General features: G+C 45.2%; 24 protein-coding genes. 10 read left to right on the top strand and 14 right to left on the bottom strand.

Annotation, left to right across the window (positions count from 1 at the left end):
- Positions 1–9: 9 nt before the first annotated feature.
- Together CIK96_RS01485 and CIK96_RS01490 are read right to left on the bottom strand one after the other, a co-directional pair.
- Positions 10–1047, bottom strand: coding sequence for an alcohol dehydrogenase (locus tag CIK96_RS01485; protein WP_094439223.1), 1038 nt, complete (start codon positions 1045–1047; stop codon positions 10–12).
- A gap of 32 nt (positions 1048–1079) precedes the next feature.
- A complete protein-coding gene (locus CIK96_RS01490; RefSeq protein WP_094439225.1) occupies positions 1080–3059 on the bottom strand; it encodes an alpha-L-arabinofuranosidase C-terminal domain-containing protein in 1980 nt (659 codons plus the stop codon).
- A 332-nt stretch (positions 3060–3391) separates the two neighbouring features.
- On the opposite strand from CIK96_RS01490, the gene CIK96_RS01495 reads away from it, so the two are divergent.
- Positions 3392–4096, top strand: coding sequence for a tRNA1(Val) (adenine(37)-N6)-methyltransferase (locus tag CIK96_RS01495; protein WP_094436033.1), 705 nt, complete (start codon positions 3392–3394; stop codon positions 4094–4096).
- A gap of 47 nt (positions 4097–4143) precedes the next feature.
- Here the strand turns inward: CIK96_RS01495 and CIK96_RS01500 are convergent, their stop codons facing one another.
- The 8 genes from CIK96_RS01500 to CIK96_RS01535 all read right to left on the bottom strand — a co-directional run bounded on the left by CIK96_RS01500 (position 4144) and on the right by CIK96_RS01535 (position 12270).
- Entirely contained in the window at positions 4144–5391 is a 1248-nt protein-coding gene (locus CIK96_RS01500) for an ABC transporter permease (protein WP_094439227.1), read from the bottom strand.
- A 40-nt stretch (positions 5392–5431) separates the two neighbouring features.
- The gene (locus tag CIK96_RS01505; RefSeq protein WP_094389446.1) at positions 5432–6637 is read right to left on the bottom strand and encodes a pyridoxal phosphate-dependent aminotransferase; all 1206 of its coding nucleotides are present in this window, start codon (positions 6635–6637) and stop codon (positions 5432–5434) included.
- Positions 6638–6770: 133 nt separating this feature from the next.
- Positions 6771–7541, bottom strand: a complete 771-nt coding sequence (trmB, locus tag CIK96_RS01510; RefSeq protein ID WP_094389467.1) for a tRNA (guanosine(46)-N7)-methyltransferase TrmB — start codon at positions 7539–7541, stop codon at positions 6771–6773.
- A 10-nt stretch (positions 7542–7551) separates the two neighbouring features.
- Positions 7552–8205 carry a DUF975 family protein gene (locus tag CIK96_RS01515; protein ID WP_094439229.1) on the bottom strand — a complete coding sequence of 218 codons (654 nt, stop codon included), beginning with the start codon at positions 8203–8205 and terminating at the stop codon, positions 7552–7554.
- A 141-nt stretch (positions 8206–8346) separates the two neighbouring features.
- A complete protein-coding gene (locus CIK96_RS01520; RefSeq protein ID WP_256387341.1) occupies positions 8347–9396 on the bottom strand; it encodes a branched-chain amino acid aminotransferase in 1050 nt (349 codons plus the stop codon).
- A gap of 69 nt (positions 9397–9465) precedes the next feature.
- On the bottom strand, positions 9466–9660 hold the full coding sequence (gene xseB / locus CIK96_RS01525; protein WP_094389449.1) for an exodeoxyribonuclease VII small subunit: 195 nt from the start codon (positions 9658–9660) through the stop codon (positions 9466–9468).
- Positions 9657–10826: an exodeoxyribonuclease VII large subunit gene (xseA, locus tag CIK96_RS01530; RefSeq protein ID WP_094439231.1), complete on the bottom strand. Its 1170-nt coding sequence runs from the start codon at positions 10824–10826 to the stop codon at positions 9657–9659. The genes xseB and xseA overlap by 4 nt, the downstream gene beginning before the upstream one ends.
- A 4-nt stretch (positions 10827–10830) precedes the next feature.
- Positions 10831–12270 carry a S8 family serine peptidase gene (locus tag CIK96_RS01535; protein ID WP_094439234.1) on the bottom strand — a complete coding sequence of 480 codons (1440 nt, stop codon included), beginning with the start codon at positions 12268–12270 and terminating at the stop codon, positions 10831–10833.
- Positions 12271–12791: 521 nt separating this feature from the next.
- Here CIK96_RS01535 and CIK96_RS01540 point away from each other — a divergent pair.
- Genes CIK96_RS01540 through CIK96_RS01575 form a run of 8 tightly spaced genes read left to right on the top strand, consistent with a single transcriptional unit; the run spans position 12792 to position 20046 of the window.
- Positions 12792–14147: an MATE family efflux transporter gene (locus tag CIK96_RS01540; RefSeq protein WP_094439237.1), complete on the top strand. Its 1356-nt coding sequence runs from the start codon at positions 12792–12794 to the stop codon at positions 14145–14147.
- Positions 14134–14760: an AAA family ATPase gene (locus tag CIK96_RS01545; protein ID WP_094389453.1), complete on the top strand. Its 627-nt coding sequence runs from the start codon at positions 14134–14136 to the stop codon at positions 14758–14760. The genes CIK96_RS01540 and CIK96_RS01545 overlap by 14 nt, the downstream gene beginning before the upstream one ends.
- 13 nt (positions 14761–14773) lie before the next feature.
- Positions 14774–15271, top strand: a complete 498-nt coding sequence (locus CIK96_RS01550) for a metallophosphoesterase (protein ID WP_094389454.1) — start codon at positions 14774–14776, stop codon at positions 15269–15271.
- 20 nt (positions 15272–15291) lie between these two features.
- Positions 15292–16428, top strand: coding sequence for a dTDP-glucose 4,6-dehydratase (locus CIK96_RS01555; RefSeq protein WP_094389455.1), 1137 nt, complete (start codon positions 15292–15294; stop codon positions 16426–16428).
- Between the two features lie 20 nt (positions 16429–16448).
- Positions 16449–17636, top strand: coding sequence for a formate-dependent phosphoribosylglycinamide formyltransferase (gene purT / locus CIK96_RS01560; protein ID WP_094389456.1), 1188 nt, complete (start codon positions 16449–16451; stop codon positions 17634–17636).
- On the top strand, positions 17617–18030 hold the full coding sequence (locus CIK96_RS01565; protein ID WP_094447328.1) for an FdtA/QdtA family cupin domain-containing protein: 414 nt from the start codon (positions 17617–17619) through the stop codon (positions 18028–18030). Before purT ends, CIK96_RS01565 begins: the two co-directional genes overlap by 20 nt.
- Positions 18018–18956, top strand: a complete 939-nt coding sequence (locus tag CIK96_RS01570; protein WP_094439239.1) for a GNAT family N-acetyltransferase — start codon at positions 18018–18020, stop codon at positions 18954–18956. The genes CIK96_RS01565 and CIK96_RS01570 overlap by 13 nt, the downstream gene beginning before the upstream one ends.
- Positions 18931–20046, top strand: coding sequence for a DegT/DnrJ/EryC1/StrS aminotransferase family protein (locus tag CIK96_RS01575; protein WP_173815659.1), 1116 nt, complete (start codon positions 18931–18933; stop codon positions 20044–20046). The genes CIK96_RS01570 and CIK96_RS01575 overlap by 26 nt, the downstream gene beginning before the upstream one ends.
- A 43-nt stretch (positions 20047–20089) precedes the next feature.
- Here CIK96_RS01575 and CIK96_RS01580 read toward each other — a convergent pair whose 3' ends face one another.
- Genes CIK96_RS01580 through CIK96_RS01595 form a run of 4 tightly spaced genes read right to left on the bottom strand, consistent with a single transcriptional unit; the run spans position 20090 to position 23693 of the window.
- On the bottom strand, positions 20090–20683 hold the full coding sequence (locus tag CIK96_RS01580) for an LUD domain-containing protein (RefSeq protein ID WP_094389459.1): 594 nt from the start codon (positions 20681–20683) through the stop codon (positions 20090–20092).
- Between the two features lie 21 nt (positions 20684–20704).
- On the bottom strand, positions 20705–22072 hold the full coding sequence (locus CIK96_RS01585; protein ID WP_094389460.1) for a lactate utilization protein B: 1368 nt from the start codon (positions 22070–22072) through the stop codon (positions 20705–20707).
- Positions 22073–22108: 36 nt separating this feature from the next.
- A complete protein-coding gene (locus CIK96_RS01590) occupies positions 22109–22846 on the bottom strand; it encodes a (Fe-S)-binding protein (protein WP_094439241.1) in 738 nt (245 codons plus the stop codon).
- Positions 22847–22877: 31 nt separating this feature from the next.
- On the bottom strand, positions 22878–23693 hold the full coding sequence (locus tag CIK96_RS01595; RefSeq protein WP_094439243.1) for an SGNH/GDSL hydrolase family protein: 816 nt from the start codon (positions 23691–23693) through the stop codon (positions 22878–22880).
- A gap of 146 nt (positions 23694–23839) precedes the next feature.
- Between CIK96_RS01595 and CIK96_RS01600 the strand changes: the two genes are divergently transcribed.
- Entirely contained in the window at positions 23840–24562 is a 723-nt protein-coding gene (locus tag CIK96_RS01600) for a Bax inhibitor-1/YccA family protein (protein WP_094439245.1), read from the top strand.
- The last annotated feature ends 673 nt before the right edge of the window (positions 24563–25235 follow it).

The raw sequence follows: 25235 nt of genomic DNA on the forward strand, positions 1-25235 counted from the left end.
ATCTTGCTTTTAATCGTTATAAATGGCAATCTTGATGACGTTGTCTTCCTTGTTTTCGAAGATGCGATAAGCCTCTTCGATGCGACTGAGCGGGAAACGGTGGGTGATGAGCGGGGTGGTGTCTATCTTGCCTTGTGCGATCAGTTGGAGCACCTCGGCACAGTCGCAACCATCTACACCACCTGTTTTGAAGGTGAGGTTCTTGCCATACATGTCGGGTAACGGCAGCAGTTGCGGCTTATCGTAGAGGGCCTCAATGGAGACGATGGCATTGGGACGGGCACACTGCCAGGCCAGTTGGAAGGTGTCGGGCCCTCCTGCCACTTCCAACACGCGGTCGGCGCCTCCATGAAGGCTGTGGGCGGCTGTGAAGTCGCAACACTCCTCGGGGGTGGTGACCAACACATCGGGATAGTTGTTGCGGATGAACCGGCGTCGTTCTTCTGACTGTTCACAGACGATGATATTCTTCGGATGCTTGAGCATGACGCAGAGTAGGGTGCATATTCCCGTGGGACCTGCTCCGATGATGAGGACGGTGTCGTCGGGACTTATCTCGCTGATGCGTGCCGCCCAGAAGCCTGTGGCGAGGATGTCGCCAACAAACAGCGCTTGGTCGTCGGTCACACTGTCGGGGATGCGGTTGAGGCCTTGTGACGCCAGTGGAACACGCACGTATTCTGCCTGTCCACCGTCAATGCGACAGCCTAATGCCCATCCGCCGTGGGGCGAGGTGCAGTTGTTGACATAACCGTGACGACAATAAAAGCAGTCACCGCAGAAGGTTTCTACATTGACCGTCACGCGGTCGCCGACGCTGACACCCTTTACCTCGCTTCCCGTCTCTTCTACAATGCCCACCATCTCGTGGCCCACGGTTATGCCTGGTACGGCACGGGGTACGCTGCCATGCTTGATGTGCAGGTCGCTGGTACAGATACTGCCTAAGGTGACGCGCACGATGGCATCGGTGGGGGATTGGATTGAAGGGCGTGGCTTGTCGGTCATGGCAAACTTGCCTTTTTCAATATAGGTAAATGCTTTCATATCGTCTGATTGCTATTGAGGGGTATGCTGTGTTATTCTGCAGTTTCGTAGAGTCGGAAACTCTTGGCTGGTATGATGTCGTCGATGACGACGGAGCCCTTGACGGTTTTTGCAGCGAGTTTGCCTGCAACAGGACAGATGAGGTCGGGATTGTCGAGGGTGTTCTCTTCGTCCATCTCGGTGTGGCAGAGTGTCAGCGTATGCACGTCATTGGCTGATTTTCTGTCTTGCAAGCGGATGCTGACCGGTTGGGGCTGATTGCTGGTGTTGATGACCTTCACGATAATGGTGTGCTTGGCTTTGTCGGCAACAGCACTGGCGAAGAGACCATCCTGTCCGTCTTGTCCTGCCACCGGTTTGCCGTTCATCGTAAGGCGCAACGCATGCGTGCCTTTGTGTGTGGCATACATCTGCTGGACGTAATAACTCGTGGTCTTAAACATGCGCGTATTGTCGTACCAAATCATGTCAGGGCGCCACTGCCATCCTTCAATATGGGCGAAGAGGGGAGCGTAGGTGGCCATGTGAACGATGTCGGCATTTCGCTCGAGATCGGTCATGAAGGCTGCCTCATAGAGTGACGTTTCGTAGTGGTTCCATTTCTTTCCTTTTCCATGGCAGGCGTATTCACCCGCAAAGACCTTAGGACCACGACGGTCGTAGGTCTCATAGCGCAGTCCGTTGTGAAGGAACCATTGTTCGTCGCGGTAGTAATGCTCATCCACCAAATCGGCTTTCTGGCGACGCATTTCTGCCCAGCCTCGGTCAAACTCTCCACCCTCTGGATAGGGACCGCTTGAACCTACTATCTTGATGTTGGGATAGTGCTTACGGATGGCAGTTACAAATGGTTTTAAGCGCTCGTAATACATTGAGTCCCATTGCTCGTTACCTATTCCGATGAACTTTAGGTTGAATGGTTCAGGATGGCCCATTTCTGCGCGTTGGCGACCCCATGTGGTGGTTGTGTCGCCATTGGCAAACTCTATGAGATCGAGTGCATCCTGGATATAGGGATCGAGTTGGTCAACAGGCTGGTGGGCATTGGCATCGTTCCAGTTTTGATACTGGCACGCCATGCCCACATTGAGTACAGGTAATGGTTCGGCACCAATATCTTCAGAGAGTTGGAAATACTCGAAGAATCCCAGACCGCCACTTTGGAAATAGTCGGGATAGTAACGATGTTCAAAGGTAAACTCCCATCTGTTGCGGTTCAGCGGACGGTTTTCCACGGGACCGATGGTATTCTTCCATTGATAGCGGTTGGCAAGTTCTTCGCCCTCAACGATACATCCGCCAGGGAATCGGAATACCCCCGGATGAATATCGGCAAGTGCCTGTCCAAGGTCGCGTCGCATACCGTTGGTTCTGTTGCGGAAAGTGTTAACGGGGAAGAGGCTGATATGTTCGAGCGACACGGGTTGCTGACCTTCCAGGAAGATGCGCAGTCGCGCTTTGTTGTCGGTTTTGGGTGAATGAATCTTCACCTCATAGCGCTTCCATCCATTGGAGTTGATGTCGATATGTGCCGTGGCGAAATCCTGTCGTTCCTCAAGCGTACCTTCATCGATGAGTTGCACTTTGATACGCGCCTCCCCGTTGGGCGCTTTTGCCCATACGGAGAAGCGGTAGTCTTCGCCTTTCAGCACTCCGATGCCGAAATATCCCTCGTTGACGAGTCCTGACCGGCGCTCGCGGTGTCCGGGATAAGCGAGTGTGACGTAGTGTGGGCAACGTTCGAAAGGCCCGTCGTTTTCCACAGTGACATGACCGAAGGTCTGCCACCCCATGAGTGGCTGTGGAAACTCGAAGGATCGGTTTTTGACGAGTTCGCCATAGAGTCCACCGTCGGCAGCATAGTTGATGTCTTCAAAGAAAAGTCCGTACATGGTGGATTGTATGGGAGCCACAGTTTTCTTGGTGTTTACCTGCAGCACATGTGATTGTGCCTGTGTGTTACAGGCAAAGGTCAAAGCCACCATTGTGGTCGCCACCATTTTCAAATTCATAGTCATAGTGTTGTTAGTGTTTCGTTAGTATTCGTTAGTACTTGTTTTAAGGTGTAAAGGTACGAATAAGCGAGCAAAATGCAAAAGAAATGCTCGCATTTCTTTTCGTTTTCGAGCGAAAGTACCTTCGCAACTATGTTGCAGAGGTACGAATAAGCGAGCAAAATGCAAAAGAAAAGCTCGCATTTCTTTTCGTTTTCGAGCGAAAGTACCTTCGCAACTATGTTGCAGAGGTACGAATAAGCGAGCAGCGAGCGTATTAAATTAAGGTCAATATGATGGCGTTATCGATGGATTTTCGTAATTTTGCAACGTTATAAAGCAAGAACGTTATGAAAGACAGATTTAGTTTTCGTCAGTTTGATGTCGTACAAGAAGGTTGCGCCATGAAGGTTGGAACCGATGGTGTTCTGCTTGGTTCTTGGGCCAATGGAGGTCATCGTATCCTCGATGTGGGATGTGGCACAGGTCTCATTGCCTTGATGATGGCACAGCGTTTTCCTGCTGCCGAGATTGATGCCATTGACATTGACCATGATGCTTTTGAAACAGCACATCGTAATGTGGAGCAGTCGCCCTTTAGCGACCGCATCATCGTTGCAAGAGCAAAAGTGCAGGAATGGCAACCTATTCATCGCTGCGTTCATGATGCTCAGACCTTACCGCTTTATGACGCTATTGTATGTAATCCGCCGTTTTTTATCAACTCGCTACAATGTCCTGATAATAAGCGTACTGTGGCACGACACGCGGAAACGTTGACCTTTTCCGAACTGATGGCGTCGGCTGAGAGGCTTATGGCGGAAGAAGGGGAAATATCTGTTGTGATTCCTGTTGAGGTAAAGTCGCTAATGGACGAAGCTGCTATTTTAGTCGGACTGTTCCCCCACAGAATCTGTATGTTTCGTACCACCGATCGGAAACCGCCTCGTCGTGTATTGTTGTCTTATACGAAGAAGCCAAGACGGATGGAGTCTGAAGAAATGGTGTTGGGCGATGAAACCTATCGTCGATTGACCGGATATTTCTATCTATAGCGTCAAGTAACTGTTGTAGAAACGGGAAATAGAAATGATGCAAAGGCTTACTCGTAGCGCATGGAACGTGCCGGATGGATGCGTGATATGAGTACGGTAGGTATTAAAAGTACGACCATAGTAACCAATAGCGTGGCAGCATTAAGAGCTACTATCAACGGGATGTTTAATTCCATGGGAGCTTCGCTGACATAATAGTTGGCAGGGTCAAGTGTGACGAAACCAGTCTTTTGTTGGAGTACGACAAGGCCTATGCCCAGAATATTTCCCCACAACATGCCTTGTCCCACGATGAAGACAGCAAACCACAGGAAGGTATAGCGAATAGATTTTGTCTGAGCTCCAAGTGCTTTCAATAGGCCTATCATCTGTGTGCGTTCGAGGATGATGATGAGCAGACCGCTTATCATCGTGAAGCATGCAACGCACACCATGAGTATCAGAATAACCCATACGTTCATGTCGAGCAATGAAAGCCAGGAAAAGATTTGTGGATACGATTCGTAGATGGTGTGGGAGGTGAGGATTTCACCATAATGGTCGGTATGGCGGTTGATGCGCTGTACGACGCGGTCGGCAGTTGCGTTGAGATTGTTAAAATCCTCAACAAGCAGTTCTGCGCCACTACATTGGTCTTTCTCCCAATTATTGAGACGAACGGCTGTGGGGAGATCTGTGAAGCACATGACTTCATCAAACTGGCTCATATTAGAGGCATAGATGGCAGCAATGGTAAACTTTCTGGCGCGTACATTATCATAGCTGATGAAATAGGCGGCGATGCGGTCGTTGACCTTCAAATTGAGCTTGTTGGCCATCTGTTGCGATATGACCAGTTGGTAACTGCTCTTTTCGCTGGAGAATTTGGGCAGGGTGCCAGCAGTAAGGTTGCTGTTGAGAAATGTGACATCGTAATCGCTTCCGACGCCCTTGAGCGCAATACCCATGAAATCTGCGTCAGTCTTGAGAATGCCTTGGCTCAAAGCATAACGTTCTACATGTTTGACGCCCGGTATGTGCTTGATGGCATTTGCCAACGAGTCATCAATGCAGATTGGGGCGGGCATGGGAGACTGTGATGATAAGAAATTTTCCACTCGGATATGGCTGCCGAAGCCCACCACTTTGTCGCGAATGGTGTGTTTGAATCCCAACACTACCGAAACCGTGACAATCATAACCGCTAAACCGATGGCGATGCCTATCATGGCAATACGAATAGCTGGGCGGCTCACTTTACGGCGGTCGCCTTTGTCGCTATAGATGCGTTTTGCTATGAAAAGTGGGAAATTCATGGTTTTTATCTAAATACCTTAAATGGTGGCAGACCGAATATTACTGTTCATCAACGCGACCAGGGTAAGCCTCCAATGCCTTACGCAATACGAGGAGCGCTCGCTCAAGGTTTTCTTTCTTCAGCACGTAGGCAATACGCACCTGATTGATGCCAGCACCAGGCGTGGTGTAGAAACCAGCGGCAGGAGCCATCATCACAGTTTCACCTTCGTAGGTGAACTCTTCCAAACACCAACGGCAAAATTCTTCTGCATTGTCAACGGGGAGCTTTGCTACGGTATAGAAAGCTCCCATGGGGATGGGCGAATAGACACCAGGAATGCGGTTGAGTCCGTCAATCAGACACTTACGTCGTTCGACATATTCGTCATAGACATCGCGGTAGTACTCTTCAGGAGCATCGAGTGAAGCCTCTGCTACAATCTGTCCGATGAGAGGAGGAGAGAGGCGTGCCTGACAGAACTTCATGACTGCCTTGCGCACTTCTGCATTTTTGGTGATGAGCGCACCGATGCGAATACCACATTCTGAATAGCGTTTAGAAACCGAGTCGATGAGGATGACATTCTGCTCGATGCCCTCAAGATGGCAAGCGGAAATATAGGGTGAACCGGTATAAATATATTCACGATAAACCTCATCGGAAAAGAGATAGAGGTCGTATTTCTTCACAAGGTCACGGATTTGCTGCATCTCACGACGTGTATAAAGATAACCCGTCGGGTTGTTGGGATTGCAAATCATGATGGCGCGTGTGCGGTCGTTGATGAGTTCTTCAAATTTCTCTACCTTAGGCAAGGAGAAACCTTCCTCGATCGTTGTGGCGATGGTGCGAATCTTTGCACCGGCAGAAATGGCAAACGCCATATAGTTGGCATAAGCCGGTTCGGGTACGATAATCTCGTCGCCAGGATTGAGGCACGACATGAATGCAAACAAAACAGCTTCGGAACCGCCAGAGGTGATGATGATGTCGTCTGCCGATACGTTGATGTGGTATTTGGCATAATAGCCCACCAATTTCTCGCGATAACTGAGGTAACCCTGAGATGGTGAGTATTCGAGAATGCTTCTATCCACTTTCTTCAATGCGTCGAGTCCTACCTGCGGTGTAGGCAGGTCAGGCTGTCCGATGTTGAGGTGATAGACCTTGGTTCCCCGTTTTTTTGCTGCTGCGGCCAATGGAGCGAGTTTTCTGATAGGTGACTCGGGCATCTCCAGTCCGCGAACTGATATTTCTGGCATTGTTTTCTTTTTTTCGTTTCAAAGTGCAAAGGTACTGTAAACCAACTGAACTACAAAGAAAAACGTCGATTTTCTTTGTCTTTGCTGTGATTGACTTACCTTGTGGCTAATGGCATAGAAATCCTATTGTCATTTATTTGCTTGTTTCCAAACTGCTGCGCTTATCGCGGTGGAAAGAACGGTAGTCGTCTAATGGTATTTCAACATCGGGCTCCACGAGTTCGCCTTGCTGAGGAAGATGGAACTTCATGTAGCGGATATTGAGGCCACGGGCAATCCATTGTGCTTCGTAGAAAGTCTGGATGGACAGAATTTTGCGAGTCTCCTCATCGATACCGTCGGTATGATAGAGATCTTCGGTGCGGAAGAGCAGGGGCAGACGGTTTGCCTCGACCATGTAGGTGGTATAGGTGAAGAGGAAGTTGGAGTCGGTCTTCAAGTGGATGAGACCTCCGTCAACGAGAAAATGGCGGTAGCGGTTCATGAAATAAGTACTGGTGAGCCGTTTGCGTGGATTTTTCATCTGGGGGTCGCTGAAGGTAAGCCAGATCTCCTGAACCTCGTCTTTGGCAAAGAAACGGTCGATGATCTCGATATTGGTGCGTAGGAAGGCCACGTTGGACAGCCCTGCTGTAAGTGCTTCTTTTGCTCCTTTATGCATGCGTGCTCCTTTGATGTCAACACCGATGAAGTTGACCTGTGGGTAGAGGCGTGCCAGTTCTACGGTATATTCACCCTTACCGCAACCCAGTTCGAGGACGATGGGATTGTCGTTATGAAAATATTGTTCGCGCCAATGTCCCTTCATTTCGAAAGGTACATTCTCGATGACTGAGAATGGATATTGGAAGACGTTGCTGAACGTCTCCATTTCTGCAAATTTCTGTAGTTTTCCTTTTCCCATGTAGTATGGATTATATTGTTTCGATGGTAATGGTATCATCTGAAAACTCTTGGTCGTCGGCTTTCAGGTCGGCATAGAAATGGGCATGTGCCACTTCCATGTATGGAGCTAAGAAAAGATAACCGATTCCCAAGGTGAGGATGCAGAGCAATGCCCATCCAAGGAAACTCAGGTCGAGTACGAAGAGGCGCCATTTGTTGCCTTGCATCAGTCGCATGCTTTCCTCAATGGCCTCGTTGTAAGCCAAGTCAGGACGGTCGACAAGGACAAATTCGGTCATGGCATAGGAGTAGCTCTTGACGATGCCTGGTATGATAAGCAACAAAGACCATAATAAGGTATAGATACCTTTGAGGAGTATTGTCAAGAAGATGCGTGTGAAATCGTGATAACCCTTAGTCAGGTTTCCGTAGTTTACTTTCATGTCACGTGATACTTCCAAAAAGGTGATGGTCACGCCCCATGACATAGGGATGAGTAAAAGAGAAAAGATGTTGCTGGTAAGCGATGATGTTATTTCTGATGTAGTAGGCATCAGCAATCCTGTGCCACAGCTTACAGTACCACCGATAAGGAGATATATGAGGACAAGAATGGCGCTCTCGCCCCATTTGTGTTCAAGACTGCTAATGGCTCTCTCTTTACAATTTACGATGTATCCCATTTTTTTTCTTTGTGTTATGTTTTATGATAATGTCGGGCCGAGAATGTTCACGGCCCGACGGAGATTTTATGAACAAGGATGGATGTAATAAACATCCTTTCAGCTGAAGTGCTGCCTAAGCAGACTTTAGCGTGAATGATATTATTCGATGACTACAGTAGTCCATCCGTGCTTGTCTTCTGCAATACCATACTGGATGTCGCGCAGATGGTTGAAGAGTTTCTCAGACCAAGGACCTGGTTTGTCGCCGAAGGAATAAACCTTGCCTGTGTCGAGGTCATCAATATGGCTGATGGGACTGATAACTGCTGCTGTTCCACAAGCACCTGCCTCTTCGAATGTCTCCAACTCCTCTTCGGGAATCTGACGGCGCTCAACCTTCATGCCTAAATCCTCGGCCAACTGCATGAGTGAACGGTTGGTGATAGAGGGAAGAATAGAGGTTGACTTCGGAGTGACGTAGGTGTTGTTCTTGATGCCGAAGAAGTTGGCGGCACCACACTCGTCAATGTATTTCTTCTCTTTAGCATCGAGATAGAATTCGCAGGCGTAACCCTTCTCGTGTGCCAGATTGTTGGCAAAGAGGGATGCAGCATAGTTGCCACCCACCTTGTATTTTCCTGTGCCAAGAGGAGCAGAACGGTCGTAGTCGCGTATAATGACGTAGGGGTTGGCAGAGAAACCACCCTTGAAATATGGGCCTACGGGAGTTACGAAAATCAGGAAACAGTATTCTTTTGAAGGATGTACACCAACCTGTGCACTGGTACCGATGAGCAATGGACGGATGTAGAGTGTTGCGCCACTCTCATAGGTAGGAATCCATTCCTGATTGAGACGTACCACCTTTTTGACCATTTCGGTGAAGAGTTCGGTGGGAAGTTCGGGCATGAGAATACCGCGACAAGTGCTCTGCAGACGCTCGGCATTGTCCTTCACACGGAAGATGCGTACCTTTCCGTCTGGACAGCGGTAAGCCTTCAGACCTTCAAAGGCCTCTTGTCCGTAGTGCAGACAGGTGGCAGCCATGTGCAGGTTGAGATACTCGTCGGAGCAAACCTCTATTTCGCCCCACTTACCGTCACGATAGTAACAGCGTACATTGTAGTCGGTCTTGATGTAACCGAAAGGCAGATTAGCCCAATCTAATTGTTTCATATCTTTATATGTTTGACAGTTGTGCTTGCAAATTTAATCATTTTTGTTAAGTTTTGCAATAATTTCGATGCTTTTGTTGCTCAAAATGCTCATCTTTATCGATTATTTCTCGGCTTGGGTGAGTTTATCTATCTCCTTTTCCGTTTCGGTGAGCCGTTTCTTGCAAAGCGTGATGAGTTCTTGGGCTTCTTTCATGTGGGCGGTAATCTGGTCGATGTCCAGTTGGCCGCCCTCCATTTTACGGACGATTTCCTGAAGCCGTGCAAAGGCTTCTTCATATTTTTGGGGATGATTCATTGTATGATGGATTTGATGGTTCCTTGTTTCAGTCGTGTCTCTATCTCGTCACCGGATTTAACGTCTTGGGGGCTCTTGACAATCTGTCCGTTGTGGAGCGTGATACTGTAACCGCGTTGGAGAAGTAACTGTGGGTCGTAGCCTTCCAGTTTGAGTTGGATGCGCTCCAGGCTGTGGTGTGCTTCTGTCATAAGGCGTTGCGCCAGATGAGGTAGAAGCGTGGTGATATGTTCCAGTTGCAGTCGATGGCGCTGCAGTCGGTCTAGTGCATAATGTGCAATGACATTTTCTGCATCAGCCACCTGTTGTAAGGTGTTGCAAAGGTGGGTTATCAGTAGTGTGGCTGCGGCTGTTGGAGTCTTTACTCTGGTATGGCTCACCATGTCGAGCACACATTCGTCGCGGTCGTGACCGATACCTGTGATGATGGGCAACGGGAAGTTGGCAACGTTCTCTGCCAACGGAAGGGTGTCGAAACCGCTCATGTCGCTGGTAGCTCCTCCACCGCGGATGATGACTACCGCATCGAAGTCGTCGATACGGTTATTGATGAGGTTGAGTGCCTGGATGACACTTTGTTCTACGCGTTCGCCTTGCATGATGGCAGGGAAGAGCTCGGTGTGGAATTGAAGGTTGTATTCGTTGTCGAGCAATTGCCGACAGAAGTCTCCGTAGCCTGCTGCCGATTCTGCCGAGATAACGGCAATGCGCTGAGCAAAGGGAGACAGACGTAGTTCGCGTTGGAGGTCGAAAACTCCTTGGACTTTCAATGTCTTGATAATTTCTTGTCGGCGACGTGCTAAATCTCCGATGGTGTAGGTAGGGTCAATATCGCTGACAATCCAGGAAAAGCCATAGGCTTCGTGGAATTGTGGATAGACTCGCAACAGTACTTTCATGCCAGCGCGTAACGGTTGTCCTGTGGCTCGAAGAAACGTAGCATGGAGTAGTGTCCAGGTCTGTCGCCAACATTTGGCAGATGCTTTGGCAATGGGCGAATTGGAGCGCTCGTCTTTTTCTACCAGTTCCATATAGCAATGTCCATTGCGCTCACGACATTCTGCCAATTCTGCCTCTACCCAATACTCATCGGGTAAGGCGTTGCTGACGGCTTCGTGGACTAATGCGTTGAGTGCATATAGTGAGAAATGGTGGCTTTGCTCCATAATTCTATTCCGTTTGGGATGGCTGATCAGATTTCTGTTGGATGCGCCCTACCATATAGGCTCGCCAAAAGTTTGGAAGTCCGTAGCCGGTGATGTTGTCGGGGTGTTCGCTATTGCGACTGGTCTGACGAATGAGTTGTATAATCTGCCTCGCGGTCAGTTTCGGTAAGGCTTGCCACAAACAGGCGGTCAGGCCGCAAATGATGGGTGAGGCAAAGGAGGTGCCCATATCCTGGGCAATGGTTCCACGTCCTGTAACAATGGTTGCGGGACTTCCGATGGCCACAACATCTGGTTTGATGCGTCCGTCTTGTGTGGGACCTACTGCGCTGAAAGGAGCGTTTCCGAGTTCCTCCGTAACAGCGCCTACGGTGAGACAGTCCTCAGCATCAGCAGGAAAGGTAAGTTTCTTCCAGCCTCCCATACCCGTATTGCCCGATGAATTGACAAGGATAATACCTTTTCCGATGACCATTGATGCAGTACGGCTGATGAATGTTGAGTGGCCGTCGAGTTGCCAGAGTTGATGTGACCCGATACCGTGGTCGTATTGATGATAGCCAAGGGATGAGTTGATGAGATCGCATCCTACCGAATCGGCAAATTCTACTGCCATTGCCCAATAGTCTTCCTCTACTTCTTGTTCTGACTGCGGGTCTTCGCAGCGCAGAAGCCAATAAGAAGCCTGAGGGGCTGTTCCTATATAATAATAAGGTGTATTGATGGCCATGGTGGATAGAACGCGTGTGCCGTGGTCAGTCTCATAGAAGACCGACGGTGAGTTTGGAAATACGAAATCACGTGTGCCTTTGATGTCAACCTTCGAGAAGGCAGGTATGCGATTGACGTTTTTGAATCCTCCGTCTAAGACTGCAATCGTCAGTCCTTCACCACGATAGCCGATGTCGTGAAGTCTTTGGCCGTTGGTGGTCTGAATCTGATCTGCTGCGCGACCGTACATGGTGTCGGGAATAGAGTCGTTAGGTAGAAAAGAATCGTGGAATTTTGTTCGGATGGCAGTCGGCTCGATGGAGTCGGGGGCTTGCCATACGTTTCGGCAATTGCTGACAAAGGGAAGATGGCGGATGCGCTGGATGTCGGAAGTGTCGCGCATTTCAACAAGAACGGTGTTGTTCCATCGGCTTTGTCCGATAACGGCGGTCTGGCGGTTTTCGATTGCTCTAATATAATGTGGACTGACTGGAAGATCGGTAGAATCGATGGCAAGTCCTTGGCGCTTACGGCGTTCAATGCTTCGACGGGAAAGAAAACGTGACGGATGGTCGATGGAGTAGGGTGATTTGTTTTTGTCTGTCAACGTGATACGGTAGATATAAGCCGGACACACCTTGTTTCTGATCCGCTTGGCGCTGGCCTGTGTTGTTGCTGCCGTTGTGGTGATGCAACATATTACCGTTAACAATGTCAACAGAGTGATTCGCATGTTTCAATCCTATTTTCTTTTAGGTTGCGAAGTTACGAAGAAATGGGGAAACTGCCAAAAAAATGTTCGTTTTTCCGTTGAAGACGTCGCTTGTTGGTTGCCTTTGGATTGTTTTGTCGCTTTTCGACATAGTAAAAAAATGAATTGCTCTTTCTTAAGTGTGAATGGATATTATACTTTAGAGTGGCTTTTGGGTTGTCTTATTGCTTTCGGGATGTGTTCGGGATGTGTTCGGGATGCAGGTGTTCGTAGAGAATAAGCAAGACAGATGTTTGTTCACAAAACTTAAAAAATGTATTTTCCCTCTGCCTTCGCTGCTCCAAAATTTGCCTTTGGCTTATTTTGTCGCGACTCAACAGAGTAAAAATGTATTGTTACTCTGCTTTCGCTGCTCCAAAATTTGCCTTTGGCTTATTATGTCGCGACTCAACAGAGTAAAAATGTATTGTTACTCTGCTTTCGCTGCTCCAAAATTTGGTATTCTGCTCGAATTGCACTATCTTTGCACAAAATATAAACGAATGGATAATAGACAAGCGACCCTTGAACTTGGAACCAAACCTGTAGGACAATTGCTTATGCAATATGCGCTACCTGCCATTGTGGCAATGACCGCCTCCAGTCTCTACAATATGGTTGACTCCATATTCATAGGACAAGGTGTAGGAGCTATGGCTATTTCGGGATTGGCAATCACATTTCCTTTTATGAACCTGTCGGGAGCGGTAGGAGCTGCCATTGGTGTGGGAGCGTCCACCTATCTCTCTGTGAAACTTGGACAGAAAGACTATAAGACCGCAGAGCTGCTTTTGGGAAATGCTATCGTTCTGAAAATTATTACGGGAATCCTATTCGGAGCCGTATGCCTCTTGTTCCTTGACCCTATCCTTTATTTCTTCGGTGCAACAGAGAACACTATAGGATATGCACGTGAATATATGCAGATTATCTTAGTGGGAAATGTGGCAACGCATCTGTATTTCGGACTTAATGCCTTGCTGAGGGCAGCTTCGAAACCCAAACAGGCCATGTATGCAACCATATTTACGGTTGTTATCAACACGATTCTGGACCCCATATTCATCTGGGTATTTGATATGGGCATACGAGGAGCAGCATTGGCAACAATTTTAGCACAGATGCTGGCACTATGTTGGCAACTGTCCATCTTCTCCAATCCTAAAGAAATGCTCCACTTTAAAAGGGGAACATATCGGTTGAGAGCGGATATCATCAAGAATATTCTGGCTATTGGTATTTCTCCTTTCTCCATGAATGCTTGTGCTTGTATTGTGGTTATCTTCATCAATACAGCATTGGTACGCTACGGTGGGGATATGGCCGTTGGAGCCTATGGAATCGCTAATAGAATTGCCTTTATCTTTGTGATGATTGTTATGGGAATCAAGCAGGGATTGCAGCCCATTGCTGGATATAATTATGGTGCACAACTCCATAGCAGACTCATACACGTAGTAAGATTGGCAATGCTTGCTGCAACAGTAGTGGTTGTGGCAGGATGGGTTACAGGACAACTGTTGCCATACTATTGCGCCAGACTCTTTACTTCTGACCAAACACTCATCAATCATTCCATACAAGCTATTAGGGTTAATATGCTCCTATTCCCCTTGATAGGATACCAGATGGTGGTCACCTGTTTCTTCCAATCGATAGGAAAAGCAAAAATCAGCATGCTTCTCTCCTTGTCGAGACAAATGCTATTCCTCGTGCCACTACTCATTATCCTACCACCGATATTTAAAATAGACGGAGTATGGGCTGCACTACCTGCTAGTGATGGAATTGCATTTATTGTGACGTGGGTGACAATGGAAACCTATAAGAAAAAACTTAGAACAAATGCTCAACAATAAAATCATCATCAACGTAGGCCGACAACTCGGTAGTGGCGGACACGACATCGCACGTATGCTCGCCATGGATTTCAATGCGAAATACTACGATAAAGAATTGCTTAACCTGGCTGCCAAGGAAAGTGGATTCTGCGAAAAATTCTTCGAACAGAATGATGAACAACGTGGATTTCTGCGAACACTCTTTCATCTGCATGCACCTCACATGGGGGATAATAACATGTACAGCAACGACTTCTCGCAAGAGAATCTCTTCAAATTTCAAAGCGATGCTATAAGAAAGGCAGCACAAGAGTCTTCGTGCGTCTTTGTTGGAAGATGTGCTGACTATGTGCTGCGTGATTACCCTAATGTCGTCAACGTGTTTGTTACTGCAGATATGGATTTTCGCATAGACCAAGTGATGCATAAACAAAATATAGGAAGGGAGGAAGCACGAAAATTCATTGAAAACGGTGAGTCAAAACGTGCTGCATACTATAATTATTATACCGGAAAGAAATGGGGACATGCTTCGTCTTATGATCTCTGTATCGACTCTTCAAAACTTGGATTGCAAGCAACGGAACACATCATTGCTGACTTCATAAGAAAATATCTCGACCTCGATTGAAACAAAAAGAAATATGAAGAGAATCGGAATCATCAGTGACACACATTCTTATTGGGATGATAAATATCTTACCTATTTCGAAGAGTGTGACGAAATATGGCACGCTGGAGATATTGGCTCGGTAGAAGTGGCAGAAAAATTAGCGGCTTTCAGACCGTTACGGGCTGTTTGCGGAAACTGCGACGGAGGAGACCTAAGACTGATGTACCCTGAAGTGCTGAGATGGAAATGTGAAGATGTGGAAGTGCTTATGAAACATATAGGTGGGTATCCTGGCAACTATGATGCCAGCATAAGAGGACAAATCTATGCCTCACCGCCACAATTGTTTATCAGTGGACATTCACACATCCTTAAAGTGAAATACGATAAGACACTTCGTCTCTTACACATCAATCCTGGTGCTGCCGGACAACAAGGTTGGCACAAGGAACGCACACTGGTCAGACTGACCATAGATAAAAATGAATTTAAAGACTGTGAGGTCATCACTCTTGGTCATCATTTATAAACCATAGGAAGCAGATAGATATGAAAACAATCGTCATTACTGGTGGCGCAGGCTTTATAGGAAGCCATGTAGTGCGCCTGTTCGTGAACAAGTATCCTGAGTATCACATCATCAACCTCGATAAACTCACTTATGCAGGTAATCTGGCCAATCTTAAAGATGTGGAAGATAAACCTAACTATGAGTTTGTGAAAATGGACATCTGCGACTTCGACGCCTTCTATAAACTCATGCAAGAAAAGCATGTCGATGGCATCATTCATCTTGCCGCAGAAAGTCACGTGGATCGCTCTATCAAAGACCCATTTACATTTGCACAAACCAATGTGATGGGAACACTCGCGCTACTTCAGGCTGCAAAACTCTATTGGGAGTCATTGCCCGAAAAATATGAAGGAAAACGATTCTATCACATTTCTACCGACGAAGTGTATGGAGCTCTTGAACTGACACATCCAGAGGGTATCAAACCACCATATACTACAACAGCTTCGTCTGCACAGCACCATCTGGCTTACGGAGAACAGTTCTTCCTCGAAACAACAAAGTATAACCCACACTCTCCATATTCTGCATCGAAGGCAAGTTCTGACCATTTCGTTAGAGCTTTCCACGATACATACGGAATGCCTATAGTGGTGACAAACTGTTCTAATAACTACGGACCCTATCAGTTCCCGGAGAAGTTGATTCCTTTGTTTATTAACAATATACGTCATCGCAAACCATTGCCCGTATATGGAAAAGGTGAAAATGTACGCGATTGGCTCTTCGTGGAAGATCATGCAAAAGCTATTGATCTGATCTTCCATAAAGGAAAAATAGCTGATACCTATAATATCGGAGGATTTAACGAGTGGAAGAATATCGATATTATCAAGGTGGTGATTAAAACCGTTGACAGATTGCTCGGACGTAAAGAAGGAGAAGATATGGATCTCATTACTTTCGTAACAGACCGAGCTGGACATGACCTGCGCTATGCTATTGACTCTACAAAATTGCAGAAAGAACTCGGATGGGAACCTTCATTACAGTTTGAAGAGGGTATAGAGAAAACGGTACGCTGGTATCTCGACAATCAGGACTGGCTCGATAATGTGACCTCGGGAGACTATCAGAAATACTATGACAATATGTATTCACAACAATCATAATTTTAACAGTAACATTATTAATGAAGAAAGTATTACTACTTGGAAGCGGAGAACTTGGTAAAGAGTTCGTAATTGCCGCAAAGCGTGCAGGTGCCTACGTGGTGGCATGCGATCGTTATGACAATGCTCCTGCCATGCAAGTGGCAGATGAGCGAGAGATTTTCTCTATGCTGGATGGTGATGCCCTTACGGCTGTCGTCAATAAGCATAAACCAGATCTTATCGTTCCTGAGATTGAAGCAATCCGTACAGAACGTCTTTTTGATTTTGAAAAACAAGGCATTCAAGTTGTACCTTCTGCTCGCGCCGTGAATTTTACTATGAACAGACGCGCTATCCGCGATCTGGCCTCACGCGAATTGGGTCTTCGTACTGCCAAGTATTTTTACGCTAAAACATTTGATGAATTTAAAAAAGCTGCAGACGAAATCGGATTCCCATGTGTGGTAAAACCACTAATGTCATCTTCTGGACATGGACAAAGCTATGTACACAATGATGACGAACTTGAACAGGCTTTTAAAGATGCTATGGAAGGTAGTCGTGGAGATGTAAAAGAGGTGATTATTGAGGAATTTATTGATTTTGAATCTGAATTCACTCTTCTTACTGTGACACAGAAAAACGCTCCAACAATATTCTGCCCACCTATCGGACACGTACAAAAGAGCGGAGATTATCGCGAGTCATGGCAACCCTATAAAATATCAGAACAGGCTCTTGCACAAGCTCAGCATATGGCTGACCAAGTGACTAAAGCGCTGACAGGATACGGAATATGGGGCGTGGAATTCTTCCTGACCAAACAAGGAGAAGTCATTTTCTCTGAATTGAGCCCTCGCCCACATGACACGGGAATGGTAACTCTCGGACATACAACAAACCTATCGGAGTTTGAACTTCATTTCAGAGCTATCATGGGCTTGCCTATCGCCGATATTAGACTGGAACATGCAGGCGCTTCTGCGGTAGTCCTTTCGCCTATAGAAAAGAAAGGTCCACTTGATTACAACCTCGTCGATGCACTAAAAGAGGAATGCACACGAGTGCGTATCTTCGGAAAACCAGAAGCTCATCCGGGAAGACGCATGGGTGTGGTCCTATGCTATGGTGATACTGATGCCGATACTGATGCCTTGCGCAATAAAGCTAAACGATTGGCAAAGACTGTGCTGGGAACAGATCCTTATGCAAAAATTGAACACTAAACTGATTACTCTTCCAAAAATTGCCGATTCAAGGGGAAACCTCACCGTTGCAGAGGCTTTCGATAACGTGCCCTTTGATATAAAAAGGGTTTATTGGTTGTATGAAGTCCCAGAAAACGGCAGTAGGGGAGGACATGCACATCGCCGGCTCCAGCAACTTCTTGTTGCTGTGAGTGGCGCTTGTCATGTCACACTCGATAATGGCTACGAACGAAAAACGATACTTCTCAATAATCCCTATCAAGGATTGTTCATTGATAAGACACTATGGGTGACTCTTGATCAATTTTCACCAGGTGCCGTTTGTTTGGTTTTAGCATCAGAAGGTTATAATGCCGCAGATTATATTGATGATTACAACGAGTTTTTGAAGTATGTGAAATGTTCCAAATAACTCCTTACCATTCATCTGAATACGAAAAATGGAATGCTTTTGTGGAGCGTTCGAAAAATGCTACGTTCCTTTTTGACAGACATTATATGGATTATCATGCTGATCGTTTTCAGGATGCCTCATTGATGTTTTATCTTGAAGGAAGACTGGTCGCTTTGTTACCTGCCCACAAAGACGGAGATACGCTTTGCTCACATAATGGATTGACGTACGGTGGATTGATAATGGATGAAAAGGCTACTGCAGAAAGAATATCTGTGTTGTTTGCAGAAATGAATGATTACCTGCGAAACCAAGGATTTAGGACAGTCTTCTATAAACCAGTACCATGGATCTATCATCAGTATGCTGCAGAAGAGGATCTTTATGCTTTGTATAATGTATGTAAAGCTCAACTCGTGGGACGTGATGTGGCTGCTGTCGCCTGCACAAATCATTTGCTACCATGGAGGAATATCCGTAAACAAGGAGCTAAAAAAGCAATTCAACATGGTTGTGTTATTCGTGAGGGGGAAAACTATTCTGATTTTTGGGATATTCTGACTGAGAATCTACAGACAAAATATGGCGTATCTCCTGTTCATACGTTAGATGAAATACATTTGCTTCATCATCTTTTTCCAAAACAAATCAGACTTTTTGTGGCAGAGATTAATGGTCGTGTCATGGGAGGAACTGTTTTGTACATGACTCGAAATGTAGTTCATGTGCAGTATATATCTGCTTCTGCTGAAGGCAAACGTTTACACGTACTTGATTGCCTTTTCGATTTCCTTCTGGAAAATCTTCCGCAAGAATGCCACTATTTTGATTTCGGAAAATCAACAGCAACAGACAGTTGCCTGTTGAATGCTTCCTTGGCTTATCAAAAAGAAGGATTTGGGGCGAGAAGCATTTGTTATGATACGTACCAATGGAATCTTTGATATGAAATATTGCGATTTGAAATTATTGTCTGACCATAGAAAAGAGCAATTACATGATGCCATAGATTCTGTTTTACAGAGTGGGTGGTATCTACGAGGGGAAGCAACAGAACGCTTTGAAAGACATTATGCCCGTTATATTGGAACGCGATATTGTGTGGGCTGTGGCAATGGACTTGATGCTTTGTGGCTGATTCTTCGTGCATATAAAGAAATGGGAGTGATAAACGAAGGAGACGAGGTGATCGTACCTGCCAATACGTATATTGCTTCTTTATTGGCTATTACAGAGAATCGACTCGTTCCTGTTCTTGTTGAACCAAATCTCGAAACGTTGCAAATTGATGAAAGTCAGATAGAAAAGGCGATTACCAGACGAACACGTGCCGTTATGATCGTGCATCTATATGGTTCGTGTGCTTATAGTAAACGTATTGCTGAAATCTGTAAGAAATACGAGCTGAAATTAGTGGAGGATAATGCGCAGGCTCATGGATGTGAATGGAATGGTATAAAAACAGGGGCATTGGGAGATGCAGCAGGACATAGTTTTTATCCAACAAAAAATCTTGGAGCATTAGGTGATGCTGGAGCTGTTACAACCAATGACGAACAATTGGCGGAAATAATCAGAGAATTAGGGAATTATGGTAGTTCCCAGAAGTATTTGTTTGAACGCTGTGGAAGAAATTCGAGAATAGATGAAATACAAGCGGCTGTTCTTGATGTGAAACTGTCATGGTTGGATTCGGATAATCAGAGCAGACGAAATATTGCTAACATCTACGATAAACTGATTAACAATCCATTGATTCGAACAGCAAAAATGTCTTCTCGGGCTGTCTATCATATCTATCCTCTATTTTGTGAAAAACGAAATGAACTTCAGACATATTTGAAAGAACATGATGTGGAAACGGTAATCCATTATCCAGTTCCCCCACATCTACAGAAGTGTTATCCTGCATTAAAACGTTCATTCCCTATAACGGAGCTGATTCATCAGCAGGAATTAAGTCTGCCTTGTTATCCAATGATGAAAGAAAAAGAGGCAGACCATATTGCCCGCCTCTTGAATGATTTTTTTTGACCCTCATTAGCTCATTAGGAGGGAGTATCCATTGATGCAAACATCAATCTGGCATCAGAAGAATAGTAACGCTTCGTGCTGCTTGAGCTCCCATTACCAATACCTGGGCAATATCTGCTGTCTTTGATGGACCGCTAATAAAGGTACCGTAACCATCATATTTCGAGTCGAATGCAATCTGCTTGTAGGCTTCGTGCATGTTGTTTACAATCTGAGACTTACGAAGTAGAATGACGATATTCTCGGAGATGAAACAAACGGCTTTTTCTTTCATTTGCTGAGGAATCCAAATGCATCCGTTTTCTGCCACACCAAACATTCCTCGTATTATACCCACGTCAGTCCCGTTGAGAGCTTGAGCATTCTCTATTGTGTCGGGATTTCGTGTGGCGATGGTAATCTCGGAGAGGTTGGAGGCAATCTCTTTGGCATCAGGATAGAGTTCTTTGACCAGAGCATTAATATCTTGATTCTCTTTTACTTCTATGATGTTGCCACCAACATTCTTGCTCATTTCTATAAATTGCGAAAGTGGTTCTTTATAAGTAATGGGCGTGATGTCACTTAGATCGGGCATTTCAAAACGTTCATGAATATTTGAACGATACTTCTTAAGTATATCTTCCTTGTTGCTCATAATCTGTTGTATGATAGGGTGTTATTTGTCTAATTCCTTAATTAACTCATGGAAAGGCTTCTTGGGAAATTGCATCATTTTATGACCTTCTGCCCATGGATTCAGACCATTGTTAAGAACAAACGATGGAAGAATATTGGCCCATGAGGCCATGCCCGTGGCAAGGTTGTAAAGCCATGAATGGTTGTAAAGTGCAGTCATACCTTTACACATTAACTTCTTCTGTGGATTGGCTGTGCCGAATTCATCTAACTGCTGACGCCAAAGGTATATCTGATCTCCAAGGTTTACTTTGACAGGACATACTGACTGACAACTGTTGCAGAGCGTACAAGCTGATACATTGCCTGAATGTTTCTTACTGTCACGAAGCATACCAAGGTTGATTCCTATAGGACCTGGAATGAAATAACTGTAGGAATAACCACCGCTACGGCGATAAACAGGGCAGGTGTTCATACATGAACCACAGCGGATACATTTCAAAGATTCCCAATGGGTAGGATTGCCTATCCACTCCGAACGGCCATTATCAACTAAGATAATGTGCATATTGTCAGCTGTAGGACGAGCTTTACGGAAGTGGCTGGTGTATGTTGTTGTGGGTTGGCCTGTTCCTGCACGGCAGAGCATGCGCTGGAAAACGGCAAGACAATCGTAATTGGGGATGACTTTCTCTAATCCGATTGCGGCAATATGTAGTTTCGGACAGGAAGTGGACATGTCTGCATTACCTTCGTTGGTACACACCACTATATCACCAGTTTCGGCTATACCGAAATTGGCACCTGTCATGCCTGCATCTGCAGTAAGAAACTCATTGCGCAAACTCAATCGGGCACAATAGGTTAGATACGTGGGATCGTGGTTTCCTTTCTCTGAATTGAGCTTTTCTTCAAACAATTCACCTACGTCGTTGTGATTCAGGTGAATAGCGGGCATTACGATATGACTCGGCTTCTGACCTTTCAATTGGATAATGCGCTCACCAAGGTCGGTTTCTACTACTTCTATGCCACGTGCTTCCAAATAGGGATTCATCTCGCATTCTTCCGTGAGCATTGATTTTGATTTCACCATCTTCTTAACATGGTGGCTGCTCAAGATATCATAGACGATCTCATTGAATTCATTGGCATCTTTCGCCCAATGTACAATAACTCCGTTCTTCTCAGCATTGGTGGCAAACTGATCTAGATATTCGTCAAGATGGGTCAAGGTGTGACGCTTGATAGCTGAAGCTTTCTCACGTAATTGCTCCCATTCTTCAAGTCCATAGGCCATCTTGTCGCGTTTGGTGCGAACTGACCAAAATGTGGCGTCGTGCCACTTTGCATATTCTTGGTTTTTTAAGAATTCTTTGGCTGCTTTTGAATGTGATGTACTCATAGTGCATGCGTTTTAATAGGAATACATAAAGTCTTGTTAAAGGCCTGAGGCAAGAATCTCAATAACGTGTTTGAATTGTATGTCTTTGCCTTGTTTACGGGCAATTCCGGCCATGTGCATCAAACAAGAACAGTCGGCACCGGTAATATATTTCGCACCGGTCGCAATATGACGTTCAACTTTGTCTATGCCCATTTGCGTTGACACTGCGGTCTCTTCTACGGAGAACATTCCTCCGAAGCCACAACATTCATCTGGACGGTCAGGCTCTACAACATCAATTCCTTGTACTAATTGAAGAAGGTCTTTGATTTTGTTGAATGGAGCGACGTGCTCTTCTGATGGGGAAGAAAGGCCCAGTTCACGTACACCATGACAGGAGTTGTGGAGGCTTACCTTGTGTGGGAATGTTCCTAAGGGCTGATTGACCTTGACTACGTCGTGAAGGAATTCTACAACGTCCATAATCTTGTCAGACGTCTGACATTCGTGCTTTCCTTTCAACAACCTTGGGTAGTTGAGCTTAATGAACGCGGTACATGATACACTGGGAGCTACGACGTAATCAAACTCCTTAAACTTGTCTTCAAACTTTTTGGCTAAAGGAACGGCTTCGTTTTCAAAACCGGCATTGGCCATGGGCTGTCCGCAACAGGTCTGCTTGAGTGGATAGGTGACATCCAGATTTAGATGGCGCAACAGTTTGTAAGTTGCAACACCAACTTCCGGATAAACGGCATCTACATAGCAGGGGATGAATAGTCCGATTTTCATAAAAGAATTGTGCTTGTTTATTATTGTTTGTTTAGTATGTGCAAGGGAGAGTACTCAGTTGGTAAAGAAGAGTTTGAGCCATTCGACGATGACCCGCATCATTGGGATGCAGTCTGTCAACCTCCTTGTCCTTAAAGTATGTAGTATATTCGTCCATCATGGGGAATAGACCACAAAGTGAGTTGAGATCGATAACAGGAACGGCCCAGATATTACCGGCTTCTTTTACTGATTCTACATAACGCTGAAAGGGCTCACCACAGAGGTTGTAATAATCTTCTGTAGGTTGCCAATTCTTTTCATTACGATAAAAACCTGCCCGATGAATTGGAGTGAGTAATACTATCTGTTTGGTAGGGTAGGTGCGCTTCAATTTGTCGAGGGCGATGTTTATTCGTCCACGATAGGTCGATTTATCCATTATAGGATACATACGTTTACGAGTTACCATGTGCTTGGGCTCGTGTATGCCTGCCATGACTTGTTCTTCTTTGATGTCATACCACTCTCCAATGGGAACACCGGCATTGAAGTCGTTGGTACCGATGAAAATGATGATGGCGTCAACCGAATCACCATGTTCTTGATGCAACTTTTCTGTTTGGGTGGGAATGTTGTCCCATTGACGACCGCTGACACCATATATATAAGGTGTAATACCGAGCCAGTCCTCTAGAAAATTCCAAAACTTCAATTTAGAACCATCGTTGTTGGGGTCAGTAATTGAATCACCAAAATAAGCCACGCGCTTATGCGCCCATGGATGAGGGAAGCTAATGGTCTGAGCATTGACTTCATGAGCCAGTGCAAGGATGAAATACAGCGCAAAAAAAATATATCGTTTCATTATTTTATTAAATTATGGATTATTTAACTGCAAAAGTAGAAAAAAATGAAGAAACTACCAACTTCCTTTGTTTTTTTTAATATTATTGATGCTGCAATTAGCGAAAAAAATGACTAACTTTGCAAACGAATAAATACAAAACGAATATGAATAACAATTATTTTGAAAATGATCGCGTCGCATATCAGCGACAATGGGAAGTTTCTTCGGCCTTTCCTGCTCTGATGCGTAAAGTCTATACATGGATGGTTTTTGCCTTGGCAATTACAGGATTCACAGCATATGCCGTAGCTACAAGTCCTGGTGTACTCATGACAATTTATTCCAACCCAATGTTGTTGTGGGGAATGGTAATTGCTCAACTTGCCATTGTTATAGGAGTAAGTGCTGCCATAAACAGATTGTCGCTTACATCAGCCACACTTTTGTTTATACTATATTCCGTTATCAACGGAGCTATGTTCTCTAGTATATTCGTTATCTATACAGCATCGTCTATTGCTTCTACTTTCTTGGTTACGGCAGGAACATTTGCTGTCATGGCAGTTGTTGGTTATACGACAAAGAAAGATCTTACATCATTAGGACGCTTGGCGATGATGGCTCTCGTGGGAATAATCATTGCCACACTCGTAAACGTATTCTTCCTTAAAAGCACAGGAGTGGAACTCTTCATCACCTATGCCGGAGTATTAATATTTGTAGGATTGGTAGCATACGATTCCCAAAAAATAAAAATAATGCTTGCACAAGCTCCAGATGCTGGAGAATCAGCGCAAAAAATAGCTTTACTCGGAGCATTGTCACTCTATCTCGATTTTATTAATCTTTTCTTATATCTTCTCCGTATTTTTGGAAAAAGAGAATAAAAAGATAATATCTAATAGATCCCACTTTAAAACAGGTCTGACCTTTTAAAGTGGGATCTTTGTTTTTCTTCACTTAAATTCTATCAAGACTATATAAGTCTAATTTTCATGATAGTCCCCACTAAGATCCAATATCGTTCGCTAAAAAAGGGACTTGCATCGGACTTATATCAAACTTACTTGGGAAACATTACAATAATTCGATAGACGCTTTTGATAAGAATGAAGTTCTCACGTATCCCGAACACATCCCGAACACATCCCGAACACAGCCTAAGAGAAAAACTTATCCATTGCCTCCTTCTGCTCCAATTTTCTTTTATTTAACCTCCAAATGTTAAGCCACTTCACGAACCTATTCCAATGTACAAAACGTACGGCAAAAGTTTAAGAGTGCATATATATAATAAGGTGTAGAAAAATATGATGTAAAAGAAATGGAAAAATGATGCGTATAAATGAAAAAAAACATGGATTTTCTTTGGTGGTATCGAAAAAGTGCGTACCTTTGCATTCGCTTTCACCACAAAACTGGTGACAAGCACTGAAGGAAGAGTTCTTTGAAAGATTTACATAAAACAGAGAAGTAGTAGTACAAGAAGCGAGACTTACTTTTTATGAGTACAGTCTTGGGTGAATTTACGAACCGTCGATTTTTAGGAATCAAGGTGCT

Origin of the sequence: Prevotella sp. P4-98, assembly GCF_002251405.1 — a bacterium.
Taxonomy (GTDB): Bacteria; Bacteroidota; Bacteroidia; order Bacteroidales; family Bacteroidaceae; genus Prevotella.

Bases quoted from the DNA above. Each gene is read 5' to 3' on its own strand.
- CIK96_RS01485 (WP_094439223.1), bottom strand. From the start codon at position 1,047: ATGAAAGCATTTACCTATATTGAAAAAGGCAAGTTTGCCATGACCGAC.
- CIK96_RS01490 (WP_094439225.1), bottom strand. From the start codon at position 3,059: ATGAATTTGAAAATGGTGGCGACCACAATGGTGGCTTTGACCTTTGCC.
- CIK96_RS01495 (WP_094436033.1), top strand. From the start codon at position 3,392: ATGAAAGACAGATTTAGTTTTCGTCAGTTTGATGTCGTACAAGAAGGT.
- CIK96_RS01500 (WP_094439227.1), bottom strand. From the start codon at position 5,391: ATGAATTTCCCACTTTTCATAGCAAAACGCATCTATAGCGACAAAGGC.
- CIK96_RS01505 (WP_094389446.1), bottom strand. From the start codon at position 6,637: ATGCCAGAAATATCAGTTCGCGGACTGGAGATGCCCGAGTCACCTATC.
- trmB (WP_094389467.1), bottom strand. From the start codon at position 7,541: ATGGGAAAAGGAAAACTACAGAAATTTGCAGAAATGGAGACGTTCAGC.
- CIK96_RS01515 (WP_094439229.1), bottom strand. From the start codon at position 8,205: ATGGGATACATCGTAAATTGTAAAGAGAGAGCCATTAGCAGTCTTGAA.
- xseB (WP_094389449.1), bottom strand. From the start codon at position 9,660: ATGAATCATCCCCAAAAATATGAAGAAGCCTTTGCACGGCTTCAGGAA.
- xseA (WP_094439231.1), bottom strand. From the start codon at position 10,826: ATGGAGCAAAGCCACCATTTCTCACTATATGCACTCAACGCATTAGTC.
- CIK96_RS01535 (WP_094439234.1), bottom strand. From the start codon at position 12,270: ATGCGAATCACTCTGTTGACATTGTTAACGGTAATATGTTGCATCACC.
- CIK96_RS01540 (WP_094439237.1), top strand. From the start codon at position 12,792: ATGGATAATAGACAAGCGACCCTTGAACTTGGAACCAAACCTGTAGGA.
- CIK96_RS01545 (WP_094389453.1), top strand. From the start codon at position 14,134: ATGCTCAACAATAAAATCATCATCAACGTAGGCCGACAACTCGGTAGT.
- CIK96_RS01550 (WP_094389454.1), top strand. From the start codon at position 14,774: ATGAAGAGAATCGGAATCATCAGTGACACACATTCTTATTGGGATGAT.
- CIK96_RS01555 (WP_094389455.1), top strand. From the start codon at position 15,292: ATGAAAACAATCGTCATTACTGGTGGCGCAGGCTTTATAGGAAGCCAT.
- purT (WP_094389456.1), top strand. From the start codon at position 16,449: ATGAAGAAAGTATTACTACTTGGAAGCGGAGAACTTGGTAAAGAGTTC.
- CIK96_RS01565 (WP_094447328.1), top strand. From the start codon at position 17,617: ATGCAAAAATTGAACACTAAACTGATTACTCTTCCAAAAATTGCCGAT.
- CIK96_RS01570 (WP_094439239.1), top strand. From the start codon at position 18,018: ATGTTCCAAATAACTCCTTACCATTCATCTGAATACGAAAAATGGAAT.
- CIK96_RS01575 (WP_173815659.1), top strand. From the start codon at position 18,931: ATGATACGTACCAATGGAATCTTTGATATGAAATATTGCGATTTGAAA.
- CIK96_RS01580 (WP_094389459.1), bottom strand. From the start codon at position 20,683: ATGAGCAACAAGGAAGATATACTTAAGAAGTATCGTTCAAATATTCAT.
- CIK96_RS01585 (WP_094389460.1), bottom strand. From the start codon at position 22,072: ATGAGTACATCACATTCAAAAGCAGCCAAAGAATTCTTAAAAAACCAA.
- CIK96_RS01590 (WP_094439241.1), bottom strand. From the start codon at position 22,846: ATGAAAATCGGACTATTCATCCCCTGCTATGTAGATGCCGTTTATCCG.
- CIK96_RS01595 (WP_094439243.1), bottom strand. From the start codon at position 23,693: ATGAAACGATATATTTTTTTTGCGCTGTATTTCATCCTTGCACTGGCT.
- CIK96_RS01600 (WP_094439245.1), top strand. From the start codon at position 23,840: ATGAATAACAATTATTTTGAAAATGATCGCGTCGCATATCAGCGACAA.